Annotated in this window: 19 protein-coding genes; 8 read left to right on the top strand and 11 right to left on the bottom strand. The window is 57.8% G+C overall.

What is annotated here, in order from left to right; all coding sequences use genetic code 11:
- The first annotated feature begins 177 nt into the window (after positions 1-177).
- From KGFNPO_RS16570 to KGFNPO_RS16580, 3 genes are all read left to right on the top strand, one after another.
- Positions 178-1,482 carry an acetate kinase gene (locus KGFNPO_RS16570; RefSeq protein ID WP_472632327.1) on the top strand — a complete coding sequence of 435 codons (1,305 nt, stop codon included), beginning with the start codon at positions 178-180 and terminating at the stop codon, positions 1,480-1,482.
- Between the two features lie 80 nt (positions 1,483-1,562).
- Positions 1,563-2,438 carry a hypothetical protein gene (locus tag KGFNPO_RS16575; protein WP_472632328.1) on the top strand — a complete coding sequence of 292 codons (876 nt, stop codon included), beginning with the start codon at positions 1,563-1,565 and terminating at the stop codon, positions 2,436-2,438.
- 14 nt (positions 2,439-2,452) lie between these two features.
- Entirely contained in the window at positions 2,453-3,517 is a 1,065-nt protein-coding gene (locus KGFNPO_RS16580) for a TAXI family TRAP transporter solute-binding subunit (RefSeq protein ID WP_472632329.1), read from the top strand.
- A 195-nt stretch (positions 3,518-3,712) separates the two neighbouring features.
- Here the strand turns inward: KGFNPO_RS16580 and KGFNPO_RS16585 are convergent, their stop codons facing one another.
- The 4 genes from KGFNPO_RS16585 to KGFNPO_RS16600 form a co-directional block, all read right to left on the bottom strand.
- A complete protein-coding gene (locus KGFNPO_RS16585; protein WP_472632330.1) occupies positions 3,713-5,107 on the bottom strand; it encodes a hypothetical protein in 1,395 nt (464 codons plus the stop codon).
- Positions 5,108-5,130: 23 nt separating this feature from the next.
- Entirely contained in the window at positions 5,131-5,820 is a 690-nt protein-coding gene (locus tag KGFNPO_RS16590) for a C39 family peptidase (protein ID WP_472632331.1), read from the bottom strand.
- Positions 5,821-5,822: 2 nt separating this feature from the next.
- Positions 5,823-6,185: a hypothetical protein gene (locus KGFNPO_RS16595; RefSeq protein ID WP_472632332.1), complete on the bottom strand. Its 363-nt coding sequence runs from the start codon at positions 6,183-6,185 to the stop codon at positions 5,823-5,825.
- Between the two features lie 235 nt (positions 6,186-6,420).
- Positions 6,421-8,094 (bottom strand): hypothetical protein, encoded by a 1,674-nt coding sequence (locus KGFNPO_RS16600; protein WP_472632333.1) that lies wholly within the window; start codon positions 8,092-8,094, stop codon positions 6,421-6,423.
- Positions 8,095-8,176: 82 nt separating this feature from the next.
- Here KGFNPO_RS16600 and KGFNPO_RS16605 point away from each other — a divergent pair, with 82 nt between their 5' ends.
- On the top strand, positions 8,177-8,365 hold the full coding sequence (locus tag KGFNPO_RS16605) for a hypothetical protein (RefSeq protein WP_472632334.1): 189 nt from the start codon (positions 8,177-8,179) through the stop codon (positions 8,363-8,365).
- Between the two features lie 300 nt (positions 8,366-8,665).
- Here KGFNPO_RS16605 and KGFNPO_RS16610 read toward each other — a convergent pair whose 3' ends face one another.
- Complete coding sequence (locus KGFNPO_RS16610; RefSeq protein ID WP_472632335.1) at positions 8,666-10,036, bottom strand: sigma-54 dependent transcriptional regulator; 1,371 nt, start codon at positions 10,034-10,036, stop codon at positions 8,666-8,668.
- 679 nt (positions 10,037-10,715) lie between these two features.
- Between KGFNPO_RS16610 and KGFNPO_RS16615 the strand changes: the two genes are divergently transcribed.
- Positions 10,716-11,306, top strand: a complete 591-nt coding sequence (locus KGFNPO_RS16615) for a uracil-DNA glycosylase family protein (protein WP_472632336.1) — start codon at positions 10,716-10,718, stop codon at positions 11,304-11,306.
- Between the two features lie 121 nt (positions 11,307-11,427).
- Here the strand turns inward: KGFNPO_RS16615 and proX are convergent, their stop codons facing one another.
- Genes proX through proV form a run of 3 tightly spaced genes read right to left on the bottom strand, consistent with a single transcriptional unit; the run spans position 11,428 to position 14,970 of the window.
- Positions 11,428-12,447 (bottom strand): glycine betaine/L-proline ABC transporter substrate-binding protein ProX, encoded by a 1,020-nt coding sequence (proX, locus tag KGFNPO_RS16620; protein ID WP_472632337.1) that lies wholly within the window; start codon positions 12,445-12,447, stop codon positions 11,428-11,430.
- A 51-nt stretch (positions 12,448-12,498) separates the two neighbouring features.
- Positions 12,499-13,737: a glycine betaine/L-proline ABC transporter permease ProW gene (gene proW / locus KGFNPO_RS16625; RefSeq protein ID WP_472632338.1), complete on the bottom strand. Its 1,239-nt coding sequence runs from the start codon at positions 13,735-13,737 to the stop codon at positions 12,499-12,501.
- 18 nt (positions 13,738-13,755) lie between these two features.
- Positions 13,756-14,970, bottom strand: coding sequence for a glycine betaine/L-proline ABC transporter ATP-binding protein ProV (gene proV / locus KGFNPO_RS16630; protein ID WP_472632339.1), 1,215 nt, complete (start codon positions 14,968-14,970; stop codon positions 13,756-13,758).
- Positions 14,971-15,301: 331 nt separating this feature from the next.
- Between proV and KGFNPO_RS16635 the strand changes: the two genes are divergently transcribed.
- Positions 15,302-16,066, top strand: a complete 765-nt coding sequence (locus tag KGFNPO_RS16635; protein WP_472632340.1) for a class II glutamine amidotransferase — start codon at positions 15,302-15,304, stop codon at positions 16,064-16,066.
- A 118-nt stretch (positions 16,067-16,184) separates the two neighbouring features.
- On the opposite strand, the gene KGFNPO_RS16640 is transcribed toward KGFNPO_RS16635, so the two are convergent.
- A complete protein-coding gene (locus KGFNPO_RS16640) occupies positions 16,185-16,853 on the bottom strand; it encodes a flagellar brake protein (RefSeq protein WP_472632341.1) in 669 nt (222 codons plus the stop codon).
- Positions 16,854-17,161: 308 nt separating this feature from the next.
- On the opposite strand from KGFNPO_RS16640, the gene KGFNPO_RS16645 reads away from it, so the two are divergent.
- The gene (locus KGFNPO_RS16645; RefSeq protein ID WP_472632342.1) at positions 17,162-17,506 is read left to right on the top strand and encodes a hypothetical protein; all 345 of its coding nucleotides are present in this window, start codon (positions 17,162-17,164) and stop codon (positions 17,504-17,506) included.
- A 33-nt stretch (positions 17,507-17,539) separates the two neighbouring features.
- On the opposite strand, the gene metH is transcribed toward KGFNPO_RS16645, so the two are convergent.
- Positions 17,540-21,352: a methionine synthase gene (gene metH, locus KGFNPO_RS16650; RefSeq protein WP_472632343.1), complete on the bottom strand. Its 3,813-nt coding sequence runs from the start codon at positions 21,350-21,352 to the stop codon at positions 17,540-17,542.
- 500 nt (positions 21,353-21,852) lie between these two features.
- Between metH and KGFNPO_RS16655 the strand changes: the two genes are divergently transcribed.
- Positions 21,853-23,241 (top strand): FAD-binding oxidoreductase, encoded by a 1,389-nt coding sequence (locus KGFNPO_RS16655; RefSeq protein ID WP_472632344.1) that lies wholly within the window; start codon positions 21,853-21,855, stop codon positions 23,239-23,241.
- 134 nt (positions 23,242-23,375) lie between these two features.
- Here KGFNPO_RS16655 and KGFNPO_RS16660 read toward each other — a convergent pair whose 3' ends face one another.
- Positions 23,376-24,620, bottom strand: a complete 1,245-nt coding sequence (locus KGFNPO_RS16660; RefSeq protein WP_472632345.1) for an MFS transporter — start codon at positions 24,618-24,620, stop codon at positions 23,376-23,378.
- Between the last annotated feature and the right edge of the window lie 12 nt (positions 24,621-24,632).

Consider the following 24,632-nt stretch of genomic DNA (forward strand, 5'->3'; position numbering starts at 1 on the left):
AACAGCCCTTTCTTTACCATCCAACTACAAGGTGCAGGGTCCCATCTACGCTGCTGTAAGCGCAGGAGGTTATGCATTTGCACTTGTAAATCAATCGCGTCTGCAAAATCGGCGCGATGACGACCAACACTTCAAAATACAGCGTGCCCGAACGCTGGGGACATCAGGGGATTACACATGACGCAAAAGCTACGATACGTCGGTTATGCAGGTTGTTCCGCCCTGTTACTGGTAGGTGCGATAGCCTCCGCCGAACCGGTCACCGGCACGCAAGAGGAACTCGCCGCCAGACTGGAGTCGATGAAGCAACAACTGGCTGAACAAAGAGAATTGCTTGAATCCTTGAAGCTAACCGTGGCAGAGCAAAGGACCAGCCTGCGGGAAGTACGCCGTACCGTTGGCATCGATGTATTGGCCAGACAACGTGGCGCAGGTAAAGTCGGAGCGCCGGAAGAGTTGACCTTGGCCCAGGCCGAGCCACAGAATACCAAAGCGGTAGGTCAAGCACCTAGTCAGGATGGCCGGCCGCCAGAAGTGGCCCCGCTCTTTGAACAACCGGGTGTACTGACCCCCAAAGGAAAATATGTACTGGAGCCCTCGTTGCAGTTCGGGTACTCCTCCAGCAACCGGGTGGCACTGATCGGCTACACCGTGATTCCAGCGCTCGTGATCGGCTTGGTGGATGTGCGCGAAGTCAAGCGCAACACTTTCACCGCTGCATTGACCGGGCGCTTCGGCATCAGTAACCGCTTCGAACTGGAAGCCCGAGTGCCTTATGTATACCGTTCGGATACCGTCATCAACCGCCCACTCCTTGTGGGCACCGGAACAGACAGTGTATTCGACACCAGCGGCAAGGCGCTGGGCGATATCGAACTGGCCGCGCGTTATCAATTGAACGAAGGCGGGGTCGACCAGCCTTTCTATATCGGCAGCTTGCGCTTCAAATCGCGCACCGGCAAAGACCCGTTCGAGGTTGTGACCGATTGCAACCCGCGATGCATAGGTACCAATGTAACCGGTAGTGGCTTGCCAACCGAATTGCCGACCGGCTCCGGCTTTTATTCCTTGCAGCCGAGCCTGACCTGGCTGTTCCCTTCCGACCCGGCGGTATTTTTCGGCAGCGTCAGTTATCTGCACAACTTCAAGCGCACCGATGTCAGCCGCAAGACTCTGGGTGGCAACGAAGAATTCCTCGGCACCATCGCACCAGGTGATGTATTCGGATTCAATTTCGGCATGGGTCTGGCCCTGAATGAAAAATCCTCCTTCAGCATCGGCTACGACCATAGTTCGATCGGCAGGACCGAGCAAGATGGCAAGGCGGCGCCGCTCTCAGTCAGGACGCAGCTTGCCACTTTGCTGGTCGGCTACTCCTATCGTTTGAGTGAAAAAACGACATTGAGCGTGTCAGTGGGTGCGGGCTTGACACGCGACACACCAGACGTATCGCTCACCGTCAGATTACCGATGACGTTCTGACCAGAGAAATATGCGCTGGGAGGCTCGTGCATGCTGGAAGCTTGGTTACACGGAAAGTCTGCATACTGCGAGTAAGGTTGATGAAATACGTATTCCACCTGTCTGAACCCGGGCCAAAAACGCAGGTTCGCGACCACTGGGGCCTGCCCCTGAACCTGCAGGTCTGCCCCGGGTGCGGCGCCTTCAACCACAAGATGGCGACGATCTGTATTAAGTGCGGTCAGCCATTGTCTGCGGCAAAAACGGCAACCGCCCCTCCTGTCACCAGCGCTGACACCAGCGCTGACACGAGAGCAGCATCAGCAAGAGCCGCTGCAACGGGCGACATCCAGCCGGAAACACCCGACATCCTGAAGAGCCCGCCGGCCATGGCCGCGCCGTCCGCTGCAATCCCACCCCAGGCTGCGCCCGCCCCCGCCCCAAACACCTTCAACCCGATGCTGGCATCGTCAGATATTTCCCAGGAGCAGAAATGGCTGCGCCGGGCCTGGCTGGCGGCGCTGATTCTGGTCATATCAGGTGCGGCAGCTTTGCTCGTTTCCTCTTTCTTTCAGCCGCCGCCTGCAACGCCCTATGCTGAGAAACAGCCCAGTAAGAACGTCGTTCACAGCGTGGCAGCGCCACTCCTGGTCAAGCCAGAGCCTGCCGCCACGGCGACCCAAGCGCAGACAGAGTTGCCTGACAATCGACTTGCCGAGGCGGTTCCGGTCCCCCCTGAGCGTGCGGAACCGATGCCCATAGTGCCTCCGACTTTAGAGAAGAGGGCCCTGCCACGGACGGCAAAGGGCTTGAAAAAACAGCCGGCGCAAACCGGCAGCAAGCCGGGTCGCATCAACCGGGAAACCGCCGCCCCCGCAGTACCCACACAGGCGCCACCTGAAAAAGAACCCACTGCCCCGACCCATACTCCATGTTCCGAAGCCGCACAGGCGTTGGCACTATGCAATTTAAATTAAATGAGAGCGATATCATGAAAAAAATCTGCTTTATCGTCTGTTTTTTGCTGACATTGCTGGCGCTGCCGGGGCTGGCCCTGGCCAGAGCGGAGTACAAAATCGTGACTGCGTCCGAACGCGGCACTTACATCCAAATTGGCCGCGATCTCGCGAAGTGGGTTGCCGATCCGGCCGGTATAGACCTGGAAGTGCTGCCCTCGAAGGGTTCGGCGGAAAATGTGCAGCGACTGCGTTATGAGTCCGGCGTCAAGTTCGCGCTGGTGCAGTCCGACCTGTATCAGGCGCTGCTCGACCAGGCCGCGGCTGGAAACAATCCGGCAGGACAGCTGATCCGGCCCTTGCGCGTCATCCTGCCGCTGTATGACGAAGAAATTTACTTTGTCACGCGGGCCGATTCACCGCTCAAATTCATCCATGAAATGAAAGACAAAAAAATCAATGTGGGCCCGGTCGGCAGCGGCACCGCACTGTCAGCGACCACGCTGTATCGGCTTATGTTCGGCCAGGTCTTGCCTGATGCCAACGCGAGCTACCTCTCCAACGAAGAAGCGCTGCTCAAGCTCACCGGCGATAAATCGGTGGATGTGGTGGTCATCGTTGCCGGTCAGCCTGCCAAGTTGTTTGCGGATATGAAGCCTGAAGCACGACAACTCATCAAGTTGCTGCGCCTGGATGACAAGGCACCCGAAATCATGCGGGCCACCAAGACCTATTTTCCAGCCGTCATACGCAACACCAGCTATCCCAACTGGCTGGGCGAAGATATACCAACGCTGACGGTCAAGGCGTTTCTCGTGACCTACGACTACAACTTGAAACAGACCAAAGGTCAACTGAACCGCTTCGCACAAGCTCTTTGCCTGAATTTCGACAATCTGCAGAACCATGGGCACCCGAAATGGAAGCAGGTCAAAATGGAATTGCCGCAGCTCGGCAAGGGATGGACCTATTACCCACCGATGGAACGTGTGCTGCGCGCTTGCGTGGCACGGCGCGCCACGCAAGCCAAGGCCAAACCCACGCCGCTAGCCAAGGAATGTAGCCAGCAAGAGAGAGTGCTTGGACTGTGCGGCATCTGAGCCTGAAAACAGCAGCGCAGCGCTGATGTTACCCATTGTCCGCCCAAGACACGCCCATAAATAACAGGAGTATCACGATTTTCATGGCATTTCACGCACATATCCATTGCGGATATTAAATACACTCAGGATAGTACCGGCATGATGCGCAACCTCGGTTAATCGTTTGCGGGTTTCGATATAACGCGCATCTGCTCATCTGGTTCCCACTGAATTGCTAAGAGCGTCCCTCAGGGCAGACTGCGCATTGATGCCCTTGAGCAGGCCCAGACTGTTAGTTGTGGTATCGATGATCGTCAGGTTCTGGATGCGCTGGTTGTTCAAGGTATTCTGGATCACTGTGGCGCCGACGGCCTGGGATAACGCACCTGACTGAAGCGTGTTGCCCGAACCATTTTGAACCAGGTTGACCGTACTTGCGGCAGCACTCAGCATTGCGGCTTGAGTGCCGGTAACCTTGCCGACATCCGGGATGTTGAAACTGGTGGTAGTTGCCAGGTTGCCGTTGATATACACCGCGCGCTGGATGCCAAAGGAAACCAGCAGCCCTGACCCGGCATCGAAACCGCCGCGCAGCTGATCGAGATTGGTGTCGCTGACGGCGGCGACCCATTTATCCGTCGTCGGCCTTTGTTTGCTACCGCCTTGTTCGCTACTGCTCTGCTTGACTTCAACCATGCTTACTGGCTGTGGCTGCGCCGGCTTCTCCGCTGCCATCTCTTGTTGCGCCACTGGCAGTACGGGTCCGGGCTCCAATGCAGTGATCGCCTCCACTCCTGGCAGAGGCGATTCCACTGCTTGCGCGTCAGATGCGAAGGTCTCTGGCTGGTTTGCTGCTGCTTCTGCTGCTGCTGCTGCTGAGGCTGCTGATGCTGCAAACGGCAGCTTATTTTCTGCCTGTCCCGCAACTGCTGCGAACGGTAATAGCTCCCAGTTATCGGACACGGCGACGGGTTCGGATCGTTCCCAATTGTTGGCTATCGCCTGAGTATCGGTGGTTGCGGATTGCAAGTCGATGGTTGGCATCCGGTCCAGGCTGAGGGAAAGCGTCTGCGCCAGTTGCGCCGGTTCACGCCCGTCGGTTTCCTGTTTCAGCAAAATAGCGTTGGTCGACCGCAGCCCGTCATACTGGGATAACGGCGGCGGTAGCGGTGGCGATGGCGGTGGCGCGCTTTTATCTTCGAGCAGGCTCAGGATAAGTTTATCCATTGCTTCTTCGTCATATGCGGGGAGCGCCGTGTGGTTTGTAACAACGGTGGATTTGTCGTCGGACGGCGGCTTAACTGCTGGCACTGCCGGATGGGCTGCAGATGCGATGTGCAACTGTTCGATGCTGTGGTCACTGCATACGGTCACGTATTGGTTAATTGCCAAAGCCTCTGCCAGCGCCGGCAGTGCGCAGCCTGCGGGCGCTGGCGCGGCGGCAGTTGCCGACCGGGTTGGCGCAAAGCCGCTGGCCGTATCTGCCACATTCCCCGCACTGGGACCGGTCAAGCTGCCATCTTCCGCCAGTGCGACGCCCAGGCAAGATATGCTGGCACCAATCAGCGCGCAGAGAGTCGCAATTTTTTGATGCGCATGCTGTTTCATATAATCCTGTCAAAAAAATCCTGTCAGAAATCGCCCGAACCCATTTTGGGTAAGGTCACATTGCTTAATCCATCGTTGTTGATGCCGGCGCTCAAAGGCGCCCTCGGGGCGACGCGCCAATCGGCCGTATCGTTGAATTTAACCGCTCCCTGTGGTTGATTGTGGATGACAAACAGGAGCTTATTCACCCATGCCGCTTCAAAACTGGTGCGTGGAATCGCCCGCGTTCCACTGGATGGATCGCCGATCAGAATCCGGCCGTCACGCATCCCTTTAATCACGACAAAATGGTGGTAGCCCTTCTCCTCAATCAGCACAATGGCTGGCAAGCCAGTATCGGCCAGCTTTTGCAACGGTTGCTCAAAGCCGTCTGCCAGGAAACCGTGGTTAGCCAGATACTGCTTGATATCCAGCAGGGAAAATCCTTCCTTCTGAATTTTTTGCTGATTGCCGCGGGCGAACATTTCTTCAAACACTTGCTGCTCGCTGACCGGGTAACCATATTGGTGGGTGAGCAAGGTAGCAACTGCCGCTGAACCACAGCTGAAATCATATTGCTGCCGCAATGTCGCCTTGAAACGGGCTTCTTTCAAGCTGGTTACAGGCACCGCATATTTCCCGCCAGAATAGCCGGGCAAATCCAAAGCACCCACTTGCAGCGGCGTCAGTGCCAGCGTTGCAGAGGTCATTACCAGCGCCAATAAGTTATTCATGATTATTTGAATTGCACGTTAACAACAGTCGCGTTCTGGATCAATACATTGGCGCCTGTATTCTGAATCACGGTGGCAAAACCGTTGGAATTGGCAAATGCAGCGCCGTTGATGGTATTGCTTCCGGTGATCACATCGCTGGCCGAATTGCGCGCTACGGTGCCGCTCAAGGTCATGTCATTGATGACTGTATCGGTGCCGCCACGATAATTTTCCAGTTGACCGGCAGTCAACGCCCGCCCCATTCCAATGACGACCGGTGGTGGCGCTGCGCCGGCTGGCGACAGTTTTGCCGACACGGCCAGGTCGGGTGCACATATTGCCAGTGCCAATAAGGCCTTTACCGCATAGTTGATTGATTGCATGTTGTTCTCTCCTTGTTGACGCCTGACCGATAAGTTGACCGATAAGTTGGCTGATTCTGCATGCCAACGACATCTGCCCAAATGTCTGGAAATCACGGGCTTAAAGGTCCGTTTTCTTGTCTGATCGAAAATGGTTAATCTTTTCGCTCTGCGGCTTCCACCCTGTTGCCGATCCAACCCCGCCGCTGGGTGCGCATATAACGCACCCAATCCACCCAGCAGCGGGTAACGCTACTTACCTGCCTACGTTCAGGTTGGCTTGGACGTTCACACTTTGCTGTACTAGGGAAGCGAAGCCGCTGTTCTGGCTTATTACCATGACGCCTGCAGCAGATTGCGCTGCGCCGGTCATGGTGTTGGACATGTTGAAAGTACCGGCATTGACAGCGATGCTGCCGCCTGCGCCGCCAGCTCCGCCGCTGCCAGCGCCACCGGTACCGGCTGCGCCAGCACCACCGGCTGCGCCAGCTGCGCCAGCACCACCAGTGGCAGCGCCATTGCTGGCAGTATTGGTTGCGCTGCCGCTGGTTGCCGAACCGCCAGCACCACCAGCACCACCTGTGTTGCTGGCAGTACCGCCAGCGCCGCCGGTGCCAGTTGCTGCGCCGCTGCTGGCAGTTGATGCGCCTGCCGTTGCCGCACCACCAGTGCCGGTTGCTGCGCCGCTGCTGGCTGTCGCGGTGCCGGTTGCTGCGCCGCCGGTGCCGGTTGCTGTACCGCTAGTTGCTGTCGCGGTGCCGGTAGCTGCACCACCGGTGCCGGTACCTGTGCCGCTGCTGGCCGTGCCGGTTGCCGCGCCACCGGTACCGGTTGCTGCACCACCGGTGCCTGCACCTCCGGTACGAGTGGCGTCAGCACCACGGTTGCCCCTGCCATTAGCGCCACCACCGTCGCCATTGCCACCCCAAGCCTTGGCGTAACCACCGCTAGACTTGTTGCGAGCGTCGCCGGACTCACCCTTGGCAAAACCGCCTACAGATACGTTGAGGGCCCCAGCTTTGCCGGAGTCGCCCGCACCATAGCCGCCTTTGGCGGTGTTGTCGGCGCTGGCTTTGCCGGAGTCACCCGCACCATAGCCACCTTTGGCGCCGCTGAAAGCAACAGCCTTGCCGCTAGTGCCGTCGCCGTTGCCGCCATTACCGCCACGGGCGTGTTTGGCGTTGCCGCCGTCGCCGCCGTCACCACCGGAAGCTTTGCCGCTGCTGGCAGTAGCCTTGACGCTGCCATTCTTGGCGTAGCCGCCGTCACCGCCACTGCCGCCTTTAGCGCCGTCACCACCGATGCCTTTAGCGCCAATGCCTTTGCCGCCATCGCCGCCATTGGCGTCACCGTTGTTGTACGCGTGGTTACCGATGCCATAGATCGTGTTGCCGCTTACGCTGCCGTCCAGCTTGCTGACTGCGATCGCCTTGTTGGTATTGAAGGCGTTACTGAAATTGGCGGTGGCGGTAGAGCCATTGTTGGCTGCTGCCGTACCGTACCCTTCAGCGTGCGCTTTGCCTTTGTTCTGGTTGTGCGAATCGTTCTTGGAGATGGTCTTGTTGTGTGAATCGGTTCTGGTGTCGGTATCAGTCTTGGTAAGGGTAATGGTCTTAGTGTCGTTGTCGTTCTTGGTGATGGTCTTGTTGTGCGAATCGGTTTTGGTGTCGGTATCAGTCTTGGTGATGGTAGTGGTCTTGGTATCGTTGTCGTTCTTGGTAATGGTCTTGGTATTGTTGGTGTTATCCGTTGCGGTTGAGAATTCATTCGCCTGCGGACTGCCGTCGCCGCCTTGTTTTGAGGCTGCAACAGCGACTGCAACGTTTTTGTCTGCACCGGCCTGATCACCGTTGTTGGTCGGATTTGCCATTGCCTGGCCCGCAAGGCCGAAAGCAACAGCGATGGCCGACGCCAATAAAGTCTTTTTCATGATAGTTCCCTTACCGAGAGTTGAAGAAGATTGTTCAAGAATTGGCCTTGCAAGCCAACCCATGCACACCTGAGCAAATTCGATGCCAGAAAAACTTCAGCCAATTCAAGCCTTTGAAAAATATGAAAAAAATCTATTTTTACCGTCAAAAATCGGTTCTTTTTCAGATAAAAAAAGCGCCATGCGCCGATCGAAAAAACAGTCCCGTCACATCCACGTTACAGTCCGCCTGGATTCCATATTCCTCGCATTTGCGTTGCCACAAAGTTAACAATATTTCGTCAATGAATTCAAGCGCCTAGTCAGCCCTGTCAACCACTACGCCAGGCAAAAACAGCTGTCTCAAATCTGTTACGTTAAAACCGGTTTGGCACAGATTCAAGGGGCCGCAAGGATCGTCAATGCAGGCCTCCCGCGGCACCGCACTGCTTTGAAAAAGCTGTTCTTCATGGGGGAAATCCGCACTCGACGCGCTAAAAATCCTGCTGTGATAGCAAGCGCAATCACGCCAATAACGTATTCAGCACAGTGTAAAAAATTCGCGATGACCTCGCATCCAAAGATGCGCCTGCTACACGATGTCGGTTTTTGCGTCAGCCTTATTCGCATCAGGATGAATCCCGTGTTTTTCCATCAACCGATACAGGGTCATGCGCGAAATGCCTAAGTCATGCGCTGCGTGGGTAATGTTTTTGCCGGTGCGTTGCAAGCTGACGTGAATTGCGCTGCGCTCGGCGCGAATGCGGGCATCGCCGAGCGCATCGCCACTGCGCAGCCCGCTGCGCCGCTCCAGACCGAGGTCCTGCGGTGTAATCAAACGGCCTTCCGCCATCACCATCGCACGCCGCACCCGGTTGATCAGCTCACGCACATTGCCGGGCCAGTCATGCGCCTTGACCGCATGCATGGCTTTGCCGCTGAACCCTCTTAACCTTGGGTTTCTGTCCTGTGCAAACACCTTGAAAAAATAGTTGACCAATAATTCCAGATCTTCCTTGCACTCCCGCAACGGTGGCACATCGAGCGGCAGCACACTTAATCGATAAAATAAATCTTTCCGAAAAAGTCCTGCCGCCACCGCCTTTTCCAGGTTCACATGGGACGCTGCAATCACATGCGCATCCACCTCGATGCTGTGGGTGCCGCCCACACGATTGATGGTTTTTTCCTGCAGGAAACGCAATAGATTGGTCTGCAGCTCCATCGGCAAATCACCGATTTCATCCAGAAATATGGTGCCGCCCGCAGCAGACTCGATCAGGCCACGCTTTTCCTTGGCGGCGCCGGTAAATGCGCCGCGCTCATAGCCGAACAGTTCCGACTGAATCAAATTTGCCGGAATCGCGCCGCAATTGACCGCTATGAAAGGACCGGCCGCACGTGCCGAATTCTTGTGTATGGCCTGTGCCGTTAGCTCTTTCCCGCTGCCGCTCTCGCCCCATATCAGGACCGGCGCATTCGCACTGGCGATTTTCAAGATCCGCTGACGCAGGTTGTTAATGGCCGCGCTCTGGCCGACAAAACCCATATTCCGACTGTGCTCAGCCGCTGCATCGGATTCGTGATGCAAGCCTGCATACCCAAAAGCATGGCCCAGCGTATGGTTCAAACGTGGTTCATCTATCGGCCAGGTATGGAAGTCAAACAAGTGTTCGAGTATCAGTTCGCGACACGCGCACGACTGCATCGCATTCGGATGAAACACTCCGACCCATTGCATCGACCAATGCATTTTCAGAAAGCTATCGATTTCACCATACGCCTGGGCATCAATCTGATGCAGCAATAAAATGCCGACCCGCAACGGCTGATCGCGCAATATCCTGCCGGCAGCCCTGACATCGGCGGCACAACACACCTCCCAGGCCGCTGACGAGTGCAACGACGCTGACATCTCGGCAGGGCTACCCAAAGTAATGCACAGCAGTTTCCGTAAGGCCATAACCATCCTTATTTGCGTTCACTGATGCGAGCAGACAGCCAAGACATCGCCTGCTGTGCGTTGGAAGCTCTGTCAATGCGGACCTCGCGCGCATCTGATTCCACGCTCATGCCTTGACTTGCCATTATTCGAGCAAACTCCATGCCATATAGGCAAGCCATTGATTTAAATGTATTTTTATGTGTACATCGCGAAATTTCTGTCCGTGGATGTGCGCTCTTTGAGGCACCTATCGCGCTGCCAGAGAGAAGATGGCGCACGCACGTATCCGCCATCAGTGCAGACTCTGCAGTTCTGAAGGTTTGACAAAGAACGTACAGAAAACTGACAATTTTCAATGGCCCATGCGCACGGATTCCCTGCCGGCGCTTGCTTATGTCCTATTTCAGGCTCCGTCCCGGGTTGTCTCATGCGAAGCCAGATAATGTGTGGCCGGATTGTTGCCTGGCCCGATAGTATTTTTAGTCAGACTGTAAAATGTGACATCCGCTGAATTCCCGATTCATGCAGACCAGTCACCTGTACTCTCGATACGCATGAAAACAACCTTGCCCGTAATGCAACAGATCCCGCCAATCATGAAAGGAAACCCAATCAACGAGCGCTACCAGAGCACCAAACGGCCCAGTCCGACCATCTGTTTGCATCGTGATCAGAGTGTCCACAGAGGGGATAACGCATGAACCATAGTCCCGACCTGGAAACGCTGCTAAACGACGTGCGCGCTTGCCGCGCATGTGCATCCGATCTGCCACTGGGTCCGCGCCCGGTGCTGCGCGCCAGCGCAACCGCGCGCATTCTGATCGTCGGGCAAGCGCCCGGATTACGCGTACACACCAGCGGGACCCCGTGGGACGACCTGAGCGGCGAGCGCCTGCGTGCCTGGATGGGAGTCGATAAGGAAATATTCTATGATGCTTCGCGCATCGCCATTATCCCGATGGGCTATTGTTATCCAGGCCGCGGCAAGGGTGGCGATTTGCCGCCGCGCCGCGAATGCGCGCAACTCTGGCTCGATCAGTTGCTGGCGCGCATGCAGCAGATTGAGTTGACGCTCCTGATCGGTCAATATGCACAGCGCCACTTTTTGGGCCAACGGCGCAAAGCGTCGCTGACCGACACGGTCAGCGCCTGGCCGGAATACGCACCACAATACATTCCACTGCCCCATCCATCGCCGCGCAATCAGCCGTGGTTCAAGCGCCATCCCTGGTTCGAACAGCAATTGATTCCAGTCTTGCGCACACGCATCGACGCACTCCTGGGCTGATCCTGGAAAAAGTGGCTGGACAGGCGTGATGGGGTATTTTTTCGTTGTCCATGCCGAACGCACAAAAAAAACTGCCAGCGCCCCTGAACCGGGCGCTGGCAGCCAATTTCTCTGATTCGGCTTATTTCCTGGCTGCTGCCAGTGCTTGTGCAATCCAGCTGTCGAAGGTTTTTTGGTGCGCCTTGATCCAGCCGTTGGCGTGGCGCTCGATGTCATCGGACTTGTTCTCGCCCGCATTCATGCGCATGTTTTGCGCGCTGATGTCGCTAATAGGCAGTTGCATCACTTCAAACAGCTTGCCGGCGGCCGGGTTGTCCTCGACGAACTTCTTATTGGCCACGATTTGCTGCTTGTTCACGACAAAGCCATAATTCTTGCCATTCGGCAGCTTGGTGTCGAGTTTGGCCTGCTCGCCTGGCAGCGATGAAAAAGGCACTTCCAGCCAGACCACATCGCGTCCGGTGCGCAACTGGGCGCTGACCCAATAGGGTGTCCAGGTGTAGTAAAACACCGGCTTGCCCTCTTTGAAGCGCGTAATGGTGTCGGCAATCAGTGCGGAATAGCTGCCTTGCTTGTGCGTCACCGTATCGCGCAACTTGTAGGCGGTGAGCTGGTGCTCGATGACGGCTTCGCAGCCCCAGCCAGGGTCGCAGCCGGTCAGGTCGGCCTTGCCGTCGCCGTCGGTATCGAACAGCTTGGCGATTTTGGGGTCGGCGAACTGGCTGATGTTGGTGATCTTGTATTTGGTGGCGGTGGCCTTGTCGATCAGGTAGCCTTGGGCCGCGTTATCCGAGTACACGCCCTTGCGCGAAAGCTTGGCGTCGCCGCCGGCGTTCTTGTAGAAGTCGGCGTGCAGCGGATTCCAGTGGTCGGCCACGAAGGTGGCGTCGCCATTGGCAATCGCAATGTTTGCGGTCGGAGGCGCGACTTCCTTGATCGGCTGCACATCGTAGCCGAGCTTTTGCAGCGCCTTCGACACCAGCAGCGTCTGGAAGGTTTCTTCGGCAATCGAGTTCTGCAGCGGCTGTACTTTGACGCCCTTGCCGGGCAAGGTAGCGGCCGAGACTTGCGCCAGGCCCAGCGCCAGCAGGCCGCCGGCCAGCAGCCTGCGTGTCAAGCGCCGTGTGGTCATTGTTGTCATGAGGTTGGCTCCTTTAGTTCAGGGGTGGGGAAAACAGTTGGGTTGCGTCGGTTACTGCGCACGGGAGGTGGGGGCCGGGGGTGCGGGCGGTTCAGCCGCTGCGCCGCCGGACGGCTTATCGCTGCTGCTGCGGCGCAGCAAGCGCCACACCAGCCCAGCCGGGCCGGTGTGCCACCAGTGCCGTACGCCGCGACGCGGCTGGCCCGCAGCCTGCGTAATGCGGTCCAGCGAAATTGCCAGCAGCACGATGCCCAGGCCGCCCACGGTGGCCAAGCCCATGTCCAGCCGACCAATACCGCGCAACACCATCTGACCCAGGCCGCCCACTGCAATCATGGAAGCGATCACCACCATCGACAGCGACAGCATCAGCGTCTGGTTGACCCCGGCCATGATGGAGGGCATGGCCAGCGGCAGTTGCACCTTGAGCAGCAGTTGCCAGGGCGAAGCGCCATAAGCGCGCGCCGCCTCAATCAAATCGGGCCGCACCTGACGGATGCCCAGGTTGGTCAGACGCACCAGCGGCGGCAGCGCAAAGACGATGGTGACGATCACGCCGGGCACGTTGCCGATCCCGAACAGCATCACCACCGGCACCAGATACACGAAGGCGGGCGTGGTTTGCATGGCGTCCAGCAGCGGGCGCATGATGCGCTGGGTGCGATCGCTGCTGGCCAGCAGAATACCCAGCGGCAGACCGACCACCAGGCAAAACACCAGCGAGGTCAACACCAGCGACAGCGTGACCATAGCCTCGGGCCAGATGCCCAGCATCACCACCACCAACAACGAGATCACCGTGCCGAGCGCCACCGCACGGCCGGCAAACTGCCAGGCCAGCAGGCCGAACAGCGCCACCATTGCCAGCGAAGGCACGCTTTGCAGCAGAGCTTCGACCCAGGTCAGCGTGCTGTCGATGGGCGCGCGCACGGTCTGAAAAAAAGGACGGAAGTGCAGCACCACCCAATCCAGACCCTGATTGATCCAGGATTCGATCGGCAGCGAGCCGTCCCACAATTGCTGAATCTGCCAACCGCTTACACTGCCGCTGCCGCCATCGGTGGGCACGGCAGCGGTTGGCGCGTCCAGCCAATTGCTTGCTGCCGCAGCGCTGTCGTCCACGGAGCCGGTCGGCGCCGGGCTACTCAGCCAAGGGTCGGCGTCTGCTGGTGCCGCCGCCGGGCTAGCCGGCGCGGCGCTGTCCCAGGGAGAAGAACTGGCGTTGGAACTGGCGTTGGAACTGGCGCTGGCATCGATCGGGGGCGCCTCTGGCGTGGATGTGTTTTGCATGAGGGGAACCTTTCAGAGTCAGGACGCGGGCACCGCTGGGGTGTCGCGGTCCAGGAATTTCAACAGAGTGGTCTTGCTGATGGCGCCGCAAAAACGTCCGTCTGCGGCCACCACGGGCACCGCGTAGGGCGCCTGCGCCACTTGGCCGAACAATTCGCTGACCGGCGCATCCGCGGCAATCGGCGTCACGTCCGGCAAGTAGGCGTGCACCAAGCCGAGGGGGCCGACATGATCGTGCAGCGCCGCGTGCAGCGAGTCGGCCGAGACCACGCCCAAATACTGCTTGGTTGGGCTGACCACGTAAGCGTAATTGCGATCCTGATCCTCCAGCATCTTGAGCGCGGCGCGCGAACCCCAACTGGAATGCTCGGATACCACGATCTGTTTTTTCTGCGCAATATCGACAGCCTTGAACACGGCCGCAGCATCCACCCCATATATGAAGCTGCGCACATAATCGTCAGCCGGATTGCGCAGAATTTCGTCGGGCGTGCCGACCTGCACCACATGGCCGTCCTTCATGATGGCAATGCGGTCGCCGATGCGCATCGCTTCATCCAGATCGTGCGAAATGAAAACCACGGTGCGGCGCTTGACCTGCTGCAGCCGCAACAGCTCCGACTGCATCTCGGTGCGGATGATCGGGTCCAGCGCCGAAAAGGCTTCGTCCATCAGCAGGATCGACGGGTCCGAAGCTAGCGCCCGCGCCAAACCGACGCGCTGCTGCATGCCACCGGAAAGCTCGTCCGGGTAGCTCGCGCCCCAGCCGGCGAGGCCGACTTGCTCCAGCGCCTGTGCCGCCTGAGAAGTGCGCTCGGCGTGACCGACGCCGGCCAGTTCCAGGCCGAACGCCGTATTGTCTTGCACCGTCAGGTGCGGCATCAGCGCGAAGGATTGGAACACCATGCTGATGTCCTTGCGGCGCAACGCACGCAACTGGGCGTCGGACAGATCGTTGATGTCGGAGCCGTCGACCAGGATGGTGCCGGCAGTGGGTTCAATCAGGCGGTTGAGCAAGCGCACCAGGGTCGATTTGCCCGATCCGGACAGTCCCATGATGACGAAAATTTCGCCCGCCTCGATGGTGAAGCTGGCGTCGAACACGCCGATGGTGTTGCCGGTGCGTGCCAGGACTTCTTCTTTGGTGCAGCCCTGGCGGACCAGTTCGAGTGCATCTTGCGGTGCATCGCCGAACACTTTGAACACATGGTTGATGCAGATTTGTTTTGCCACGGTGTATGCCTCCCTTGGTTGATTAGTTGAACACAAGGCCCGGCCGCTTAGGCGTTTTGGCCAAAGCACGAACCGGATGATAGCACAGTACAGTTATTGATACTAGATAGGGGTATATTGCCATATGCTAGTTGCCCGCACACAATACGCGGCACTCCATGAATACTGCCGTAAAACGTGCCATCCTGACGGCCTGATCCGGGCTCGCCGGTGGCGCCGCGATACACCTACGAGCACACTATAACCCCGCGCGCTATACGGCGTCGGCAGCGCGTGTTACCGTAGTCGCGCACCCTTTCTCAATGCGTTTTTTTTGATTCGACCTCAAGCCATGTGCCAACTTCTCGGGATGAATTGCAACGTTCCCACCGACATCGTTTTCAGCTTCACCGGCTTCGCCACGCGCGGCGGCCGCACCGATGAACACAAGGACGGCTGGGGTATCGCCTTTTTCGAAGGTAATGGGGTGCGCCATTTTGTCGACCACCTGGCCGCCGTGGAGTCCCCGATTGCCGAGCTGATCAAACGCTATCCGATCAAGTCCAAGAGTGTCGTCGCGCATATCCGCAAGGCCACCCATGGCGCGGTGGCGCTGGAAAACTGCCATCCGTTCGTGCGCGAGTTGTGGGGACATTACTGGGTGTTTGCGCACAATGGCGACCTGAAAGACTTCGCCCCGGCGCTGACGGGCGCTTACCATCCGGTCGGCAGCACCGATAGCGAGTATGCGTTTTGCTATATTTTGCAGCAATTACGGCAGCGCTTCGGCGAACAACGGCCGGCCAATGCGCAACTGAAAATCGCACTGCAGCAACTATGCAGCGAGATCGCCCGCCATGGCACTTTCAACATGATGCTGTCGGACGGCGATGCGCTGTTCGTCCACTGCTCGACCAAACTGCACTACATTGTGCGGCGCTATCCTTTTGCCACTGCAAAACTGTCGGATGAAGATGTCAGCGTCGATTTCTCGCAAGTCACCACCCCGCAAGACTGCGTCGCCATCATCGTCACCGAACCGCTGACGGCCAACGAAAACTGGCTTCAGTTTGCTCCGGGCGAGCTGAAAATATTCGTTGACGGGATACCGGCATGACAGCGAAAGCTGCCGGAATAGTTTGCTGAAGTTTGCTGAATATAGATATACACCAAATATGTATTTTCTTAATACTAATGTTTATATGCGTAAATATCGCTGAATTTAGACATACTCCCTATAAATCCAATCCAGACTTCAGACCAAGCAGGGATTCGTAGACCAGGTTTTGCAGCATCACCTGGTTGGTCGGGGCGATATCATCGAACAACACGCCATGCGAAAAGCGTGCTGGCGCGCCCTTTCCTGCAGCAGGCAACTCACGCACGCTGCGGATCGTTGCACTGGTTTCGATCAGCACTTCCTGATTGGTCGGTTTGATCTGAAACGTGAAAGACAGCGCAATCTTCGCTTCCGCTGCGCCCAGCGCGCTGTCTGCCGTGATCTGCGCCCCGTCCACACTGATATCGACAATGGTGCCGCGCTCCGCTGCCCCCTTGATCTGCACCGGAAAATCCACCTTGACCCTGAACGCCTTGCGCAATGCCGTGACCAGGATTTCAGTCGGAAAAGTGAGATGCATGTAGAGCCAGGGGCTGAGGAAAACGGATTCCACGTCGCAGACAAAAGTAAACACGTCCATCCCGGAAAATACGCGCAAGGTGACGCGCTCGCCGCCCTGTATCGGAACCGAAAGCCCATGCTCCAGCGGGATTCTCATCAGCAGGTACTCGCCATTCACATAGCCGATGAGCGTGGTGTAATAAATCAACGATTGCACGCCGCGCTTGAGCATGATCTGCAAACGGGTGCCGACTTGCAGCTTGATATCGTCAAAATTTATCATGTCGTGGCTTGAAATTTCTTAAGTGTGTATTAGTTGATAATACGCACTGTTGCCACCATAGAACTTGCCATTAAACAATCTTATGCCAGATATTGTGCGACGCAATATTATTCAATTGACACCAACACGCATTTTTTCTAAAATGCAACTATTAATAAAAAGCAAATTTTAAACAGTCCAGATCATCCGTGCTCGCGCTGACGTTGCACGCGGCAGATCTGGGGCAAATACGCGTGAAACGCGGCACTGCGAATACAACGCGGCAGCGCGGGCCGCCACCACCTGTTTCACCATTGAGTAAAGAGATCATGGCCTTCAAATCCTGTTCTTTGCGATTGAGCCTGCCGCTCGCCTGCGCGCTGCTGGCAGGATGTTCCGAGATGCCGGCGGCGCAACCTGACGGCCGGAATGCAGTCGAACGGAGCCACACGTTGCGGGAGAAAGCAATGCGGTTGGCTTGGGTCGGTCATCCGTACGAAGACCTGATCAAAGCGCTTGGCGCACCGGGCATGATCATGAATATTCCTGCTTACCGCCCGTGGAAATCCTCAGTGGTGGTGTATGAAGGGCTCGACACCGCTTCGGGCTGTATCGATGCGTTTGCCGTGGAACACGGCGGCAAGCCGGTGGTCTACGATTACTTTTGCCGCTAGCTTATCTGTGTCACTTCTGCCCCATTTTCCGCCTTACAAATTCGGCGCCAGCCAGCGCTCGACATCTTCCTTGCTAGCACCGCGCCGCGCCACCATATCGTTGAGTTGATCGCTGCCGATCTTGCCGACGCTGAAATATTTCGATTCCGGATGCGCGAAGTAAAAGCCGGATACCGCAGCCCCCGGAAACATCGCGAACGATTCGGTCAGCTGCATGCCGATTTCGTCGCATTGCAGCAGCTTGAAAATGTCGGCCTTGACCGTATGTTCCGGGCATGCCGGATAGCCGGGTGCAGGACGAATGCCTTTATAGCTTTCCTTGATCAGCTCTTGCTTGTCCAGCCGTTCCTGCGACGCATAACCCCACAAGTCGGTGCGCACGCGTTCGTGCAAATGTTCAGCCAGCGCTTCGGCCAGACGGTCGGCCAGCGACTTCAGCAGGATCGACGAATAATCGTCCTGCGCCGCTTCAAAACGCTTTTCGTATTTCTCGATGCCGATACCGGCGGTGACCGCAAACATGCCGATGTAATCTTTAACGCCGGACGCTTTAGGCGCGATGAAATCGGCCAGACATTGATTCGGCCGCTGGATTTTTTCGCCATCCCTGCCCTCGATCACCGGCTTCACGCCTTGCTGACGCAAACCGTAATAAGTGAACGCCACTTCGGTACGGGTTTCATCGGTGTAAATCTCGATGTCGTCGTCATTCACGCTATTGGCCGGCAACAAGGCGGTCACGCCGTTGGCGCTCAGCCAGCGGCCTTCGATAACCTGCTTTAACAACGCCTGGCCTTCGGCGAATACTTTGGTGGCGATCTCGCCGACCACGTCATCCTGCAAAATGGCAGGGAAAGGCCCAGCCAAGTCCCAAGTTTGGAAGAACGGCCCCCAGTCGATGTATTGCGCGAGCGTCGCCAGATCGACATTCTTGAATACGCGGCGGCCGATGAATTTCGGCTTCACCGGCGCAAAATCGCCCTCGAACGATACCTGCATTTTGTTGGCGCGGGCCTGCGCCAGCGTCAGGATCGGCAGCGCTTTCTTGTTCGCGTGCTGGACCCGGATGCGCTCGTAATCGGTCGCAATCTCGGCCAAATACTGGTCGCGACTTTCCGGCGTCAGCAACGATTGCGCCACCGCCACCGAACGCGAAGCATCCGGCACATACACTACCGGCCCTTCGTAATTGATGGCGATCTTGACTGCGGTATGGGCGCGCGAAGTGGTGGCGCCGCCGACCATCAACGGGATTTTCAGCGTGCGGAAATGCGGGTCGCGCTGCATCTCGCGGGCGACGTGCGCCATCTCTTCCAGCGACGGCGTGATCAAGCCTGAAATGCCGACGATGTCGGCGCTTTCAGCCTTCGCCATCGCCAGGATTTCCGAGCACGGCACCATCACGCCCATGTTCACGACTTCGAAGTTATTGCATTGCAAGACCACCGACACGATGTTCTTGCCGATATCGTGTACATCGCCTTTCACGGTGGCGATCACGATCTTGCCCTTCGGCTTGGCGACGATGCCAGTACGCTGTTCTTCCAGCAGTTTTTCGGCTTCGATGAACGGGATCAGATGCGCCACCGCCTGCTTCATCACACGCGCCGACTTGACCACTTGCGGCAGGAACATCTTGCCCTGACCGAATAGGTCGCCGACGATATTCATGCCGTCCATCAGCGGCCCTTCGATCACATGGATCGGGCGACCGCCGTTAGCCAGCAATTGCTGGCGCGCTTCTTCGGTATCTTCGACGATCCAGTTCGTGATGCCGTTGACCAATGCGTGCGACAAGCGTTTTTGCACGGTGTCGTTGCGCCACTCCAGCGTTGCTTCTTCTTTCTTGTCGCCGGCTTTCAGGCTGCTGGCGCATTCGATCATGCGCTCGGTCGCATCTTCTCTACGGTTCAGCACCACGTCTTCGGCCCGCTCGCGCAATTCAGCGGGAATGTTGTCGTAGACGCCGACCATGCCGGCGTTGACGATGCCCATTGTCATGCCGGCCTGAATCGCGTGATACAGGAAAACGGTATGGATCGCTTCGCGCGCCGGATCGTTGCCGCGGAAGCTGAAAGATACGTTCGAAACCCCGCCGCTGATCTTGGCGTGCGGCAGATTCTGCTTGATCCAGCGCGTCGCGTTGATGAAATCGACCGCGTAATTATTGTGCTCTTCGATACCGGTCGCAATCGCGAAAATGTTCGGGTCGAAGATGATGTCTTCCGGCGGAAAATCGAGTTTTTCAATCAGCAAATCGTAGGCGCGCTTGCAGATCTGGGTCTTGCGCTCGTAAGTGTCGGCCTGGCCTTTTTCATCGAACGCCATCACGATTGCCGCCGCGCCGTAACGGCGGCACAGCTTGGCCTGACGCAGGAATTCTTGCTCGCCTTCTTTCATCGAAATCGAGTTCACCACCGCCTTGCCTTGCACGCATTTCAGGCCGGCTTCAATCACCGACCATTTGCTGGAATCGATCATGATCGGCACCCGCGCAATGTCCGGTTCGGACGCAATCAGGTTCAGAAAGCGCGTCATCGCGGCCACTGAATCGAGCATCGCCTCGTCCATGTTGATGTCGATGATCTGAGCGCCGTTCTCGACTTGCTGACGGGCCACCGCCAGCGCATCATCGAATTGCTCGTTCAAAATCATCCGTGCAAACGCCTTGGAGCCGGTGACGTTGGTGCGCTCGCCGACATTGACGAACAGCGAATCCTGGTCGATCACGAACGGCTCCAGCCCGGCCAGCCGCATCGTGTGGTTCGACTCTGGAATCAAACGCGGCGAAATCTCCTTGAGCACTTCGGCAATCGCCTTGATGTGGGCCGGCGTGGTGCCGCAGCAACCGCCGGCGATGTTGATGAAACCGCTGTCGGCGAAGTCCTTCAGTAGCGAAGAAGTGTCAGCCGGCAACTCGTCAAAGCCGGTGTCGCTCATCGGATTGGGCAAGCCGGCATTCGGATAAATGCAAACGAAGGTATCGGCGATTTTCGACAACTCTTCCGCATACGGACGCATCAGCGCCGCGCCCAGCGCGCAGTTCAAACCTATCGTCAGCGGCTTCGCGTGGCGCACCGAATTCCAGAACGCCGGCACGGTCTGGCCCGACAAAATGCGGCCCGATGCATCGGTCACGGTGCCGGAAATCATGATCGGCAACTTCTTGCCAGACTCTTCGAAAAAAGTGTCGATGGCGAACAGTGCCGCCTTGCAATTCAGCGTGTCGAAAATGGTTTCGACCAGCAGCACATCCGCACCCCCTTCCACCAGCGCACGGGTCTGTTCCAGATACGCGGCCACCAATTGATCGAAAGTCACGTTGCGCACCGAAGGGTCGTTGACGTCGGGCGAAATCGATGCGGTTTTCGGCGTCGGCCCCAGCGCGCCGGCGACGAAACGCGGTTTGTCGGCACTGGAAAATTTGTCACACGCTGCACGCGCCAACTTGGCCGCCTGCAGATTCATCTCATAGGCCAGATGCGCCATGTGGTAATCGTCCTGCGCCACCGAGGTCGCGCCGAAAGTATTGGTTTCAATCAGATCAGCACCGGCCGCCAGATACTGTTCGTGGATTTCGGAAATGATCTGCGGCTGCGTCAGCGTCAGCAATTCGTTATTGCCCTTGACGAACAATTCACGCGGATTTGGCGTGCCATCGGCCAACGCCGGTGCGGCAAAATCGGCGAAACGCCCGTTCGGGCCGCCGCGATAATCCTGCTCAGTCAATTGATATTGCTGGATCATGGTGCCGGTTGCACCGTCCAGGATCAGGATGCGTTTGGTGAGCAAGTCGCGCAGGATGGTTTCGGTGGCGGAAATATTGGAGATGGCGGTGCGTGTCATAGTTTCATTCTCAAAAAGCAAAAAACCCGACTAGCCAGGAGTAAATTCATCTCCTTAAAGCGGGTCGGGTCATTTTCCACTTTAGCTGTATTTGTAGTGGCGTAGTTTTCACTACTCCGTGCGCCCGCAAGATGATTCTCAAATCGGCGCTTAATTATCTGTGTCTGTTTCTGCCGAAATTATACGATGAATCAAGTATTTTATTTTTCCAGCGGCAGAACAGGAATCGTTGCCAATGGTAAATATGGCGGCTTTCTGCATCCAGCAAAGTGTGATGATGCGCAGCAATATGCCCCATTAAAATTATGTCTCTGCCACCGAAAACGTGCTTAACTTGCCGGTCGGCTAGACCAATATCGATTCGGCAAACGCAGTGCTGATAAATATCAAAAGCGGTGCAAAAACCATCACCATACTGGCATCAGAGTTACGGCCTTGCGCTATGGCTGCGGCGACAGCGCACTTGGTTCCGAGCATGTCCAATTCTGTGGAGGGTCATCATGGTCAGCATCGAAGCGAGTGTTATTGAAGATTTCAGGGCAACCTTGCGCGGGCCATTATTGTTGCCGGACGCACCCGGTTTCGATGCAGCCCGCGCAGTCTGGAACGCGATGATAGACAAGCGACCGGCTATCATCGTGCGCTGCGCCGGTGTGGCCGATGTAATGGCGTCGGTCAACTTCGCGCGCGAGCACAATCTGCTGCTGGCGGTGCGCGGCGGCGGCCACAATATCGCCGGCAACGCAGTCTGCGACGGCGGCATGATGCTCGACATGTCGCTGATGAAATCGGTCTGGATCGACCCGGAGGCGCGCCTCGGTTACGTGGAAGCCGGTGCCACGCTGAGTGACTTCGATCATGAGGCGCAAGCCTTCGGGCTGGCGACGCCGCTGGGCATTAATTCCACTACCGGCGTGGCCGGCCTGACGCTGGGCGGCGGCTTCGGCTGGCTCAGCCGCAAGCACGGCATGACGGTCGACAATCTGGTCGCAGCCGAGATCGTCACTGCCGACGGCAAGCGCTTGTGGGTCAGCGCCGCCAAACATCCGGACCTGTTCTGGGCGATACGCGGCGGCGGCGGCAACTTCGGCGTGGTGACACTGTTCGAGTTCGCGCTGCATCCGGTCGGGCCCGAAGTGCTTAGCGGGCTGGTGGTGTTCCCGTTCGATCAAGCCAAACAAGTGCTGACCCGCTACCGCGATTTCGTCGCCGCCATTCCGGAAGAATTGAGCGTGTGGGCCGTGTTGCGCAAGGCCCCGCCGCTACCGTTCCTGCCGCCGGAAGTGCATGGCACGGAAGTCGTGGTGTTCGCGCTGTTGTATGCCGGCGATATCGAAGAAGGCCAGCGCGCCATCGAACCGCTGCGCAATTTCGGCCAGCCCTGCGGCGAACATATCGGGGGCATGCCTTACAGCTCCTGGCAAAAAGCCTTCGACCCGCTGCTCACGCCGGGTGCGCGCAATTACTGGAAATCCCACAATTTTTCGGCGCTCAGCGACGACGCGATCGACACCGTGATCCGCTACGCCGGCACTCTTCCGGGGCCGCAGTGTGAAATTTTCATGGGACTGATTGGCGGGCAAGCCAGCCGGCCGGCACCCGACGCCACCGCGTATGCGCACCGCGATGCGCTGTATGTGATGAACGTCCACGCCCGCTGGGGCGATCCGGCCGAAGACGCCAAGTGCATTGCGTGGGCGCGCGAATTTTTCGATGCGGCAGCGCCCTTCGCCAGCGGCGGCGTGTATGTCAACTTCCTCACCGAGGATGAAAGCGGCCGGATCGAGGCCGCCTATGGACCCAACTACGAACGACTGGTGCAGGTGAAGAACCAGTACGATCCGCACAACCTGTTCCGACAAAATCAGAACATCAAGCCGTCGATTTAGCGCAAGCGCCATTCCAGTGCAGCGAATTGGCTTACCTGGCTTTCCACTGCAGATATACTACACATTGTATTTTTTATATCCGCATTTTAATTATGCGGAAAATGCTTGCTTATTTGGCATACTCCCGTTTTTTATCAAACACGCATATGCAATTTGCACAAAGCAAAAAATGCCGCCAGCGACAATCCGCCGGACAGCAGCAATGCCGGCTTGACGCCGCCGCCATCCAGTATCAGCACGAAGGCGAACGGCGCGGCCGCTTGCATGGTGCGGGCAAAAAGCGCCAGTGTGCCGGTCAGCGCACCGTAGCCGACCGGCCCGAACAGCGCCAGCGGCAGCACGCCGCGCGCAATTGAAATCATGCCGTTGCCGGCCCCGTGCAGCAGCGCAAAACAGGCTCCCGCCAGCGGAACAGTAGCCAATCCGCCCAATCCGCCCAGCACCAAACAAGCAGCCGGATGCAGGACGGTGGCGATGCGGGCGGTGGTCAGCGGACGAATTTTGGTGTACTGGGTCAGCCCGTATTCGGCCAGCCGGTCCGCCACTTGTGCCGGACCCAGCAGCGTGGCGGCAAACAATGCCTGTGCCGCGCTTGCGCCACTCAGCGACAGCAGCGCCGGCAAATGCACCGCCATGGCCGAAGTCACAAACGCAGTCGCACCGGAAAACAGGCACAGATAAGCGACATCGCGCCGGCCCGGCTGCGGTTGCTCGGGGATCTCGGGCGACGCTGGTTTTACGCCGCAAGCCGAAGTTGGAGTCGGAACCGCATCCGCGCTGCGGCTGTTGCTGGCATAACGGTAATGCAGCGGCAGCGCGACGCACAGTTGCAGCAACGCCCACGCCGCGCAACACCAGCGCCAGCCCCAGTGTTCCAGCATCCATGACGACAACGGCCAACCCACGGTGCTGGCAAAACCGCCGATCAGCGTGACCCCGACGATCAAGCGCCCGGCGGATTTGCCATATTGATGCACCAGCGTCGCGAACAGCGCATCGTACAAGCCCAAACCCATGCCGACCCCGATCACGCACCAGGCCGCGTACAGGCTGAAAATGCCGCTGGCGAACGCCAGCATCAGCAAACCGCTTGCCAGCGCCAAGTTCGAACACAGCAGCACGCGACGCCCGCCGGCACGGTCAATCCGACGCCCGACCGTCGGCCCTACCAGCGCCATCACCACCAGCGACAGCGAAAATGCCGCGAAGAAAGTGCCGCGTGAAATCTGCAATTCGGCGGCGATGGCAGTACCCACAATCGCCGGCAGGTAAGTCGATGATGCCCAGGCCAGAACCTGCGCAGTGCCCAGCGCAACCAGCTGCACCAGCTGGCGGTCGGGCCGGCGGATTATCGGAACGGCGCGGATGGAGGATGTCATCGAGGTTCGGCA

The sequence above is a fragment of the Gelidimonas diazotrophica genome, assembly GCF_055694025.1.

Bases quoted from the DNA above. Each gene is read 5' to 3' on its own strand.
- KGFNPO_RS16645 (WP_472632342.1), top strand. From the start codon at position 17,162: ATGGCCTTCAAATCCTGTTCTTTGCGATTGAGCCTGCCGCTCGCCTGC.
- KGFNPO_RS16610 (WP_472632335.1), bottom strand. From the start codon at position 10,036: ATGGCCTTACGGAAACTGCTGTGCATTACTTTGGGTAGCCCTGCCGAG.
- KGFNPO_RS16590 (WP_472632331.1), bottom strand. From the start codon at position 5,820: ATGAATAACTTATTGGCGCTGGTAATGACCTCTGCAACGCTGGCACTG.
- KGFNPO_RS16595 (WP_472632332.1), bottom strand. From the start codon at position 6,185: ATGCAATCAATCAACTATGCGGTAAAGGCCTTATTGGCACTGGCAATA.
- KGFNPO_RS16640 (WP_472632341.1), bottom strand. From the start codon at position 16,853: ATGATAAATTTTGACGATATCAAGCTGCAAGTCGGCACCCGTTTGCAG.
- KGFNPO_RS16585 (WP_472632330.1), bottom strand. From the start codon at position 5,107: ATGAAACAGCATGCGCATCAAAAAATTGCGACTCTCTGCGCGCTGATT.
- KGFNPO_RS16600 (WP_472632333.1), bottom strand. From the start codon at position 8,094: ATGAAAAAGACTTTATTGGCGTCGGCCATCGCTGTTGCTTTCGGCCTT.
- KGFNPO_RS16660 (WP_472632345.1), bottom strand. From the start codon at position 24,620: ATGACATCCTCCATCCGCGCCGTTCCGATAATCCGCCGGCCCGACCGC.
- KGFNPO_RS16655 (WP_472632344.1), top strand. From the start codon at position 21,853: ATGGTCAGCATCGAAGCGAGTGTTATTGAAGATTTCAGGGCAACCTTG.
- KGFNPO_RS16580 (WP_472632329.1), top strand. From the start codon at position 2,453: ATGAAAAAAATCTGCTTTATCGTCTGTTTTTTGCTGACATTGCTGGCG.
- KGFNPO_RS16605 (WP_472632334.1), top strand. From the start codon at position 8,177: ATGCCAGAAAAACTTCAGCCAATTCAAGCCTTTGAAAAATATGAAAAA.
- KGFNPO_RS16570 (WP_472632327.1), top strand. From the start codon at position 178: ATGACGCAAAAGCTACGATACGTCGGTTATGCAGGTTGTTCCGCCCTG.
- KGFNPO_RS16615 (WP_472632336.1), top strand. From the start codon at position 10,716: ATGAACCATAGTCCCGACCTGGAAACGCTGCTAAACGACGTGCGCGCT.
- KGFNPO_RS16635 (WP_472632340.1), top strand. From the start codon at position 15,302: ATGTGCCAACTTCTCGGGATGAATTGCAACGTTCCCACCGACATCGTT.
- proX (WP_472632337.1), bottom strand. From the start codon at position 12,447: ATGACAACAATGACCACACGGCGCTTGACACGCAGGCTGCTGGCCGGC.
- proW (WP_472632338.1), bottom strand. From the start codon at position 13,737: ATGCAAAACACATCCACGCCAGAGGCGCCCCCGATCGATGCCAGCGCC.
- metH (WP_472632343.1), bottom strand. From the start codon at position 21,352: ATGACACGCACCGCCATCTCCAATATTTCCGCCACCGAAACCATCCTG.
- KGFNPO_RS16575 (WP_472632328.1), top strand. From the start codon at position 1,563: ATGAAATACGTATTCCACCTGTCTGAACCCGGGCCAAAAACGCAGGTT.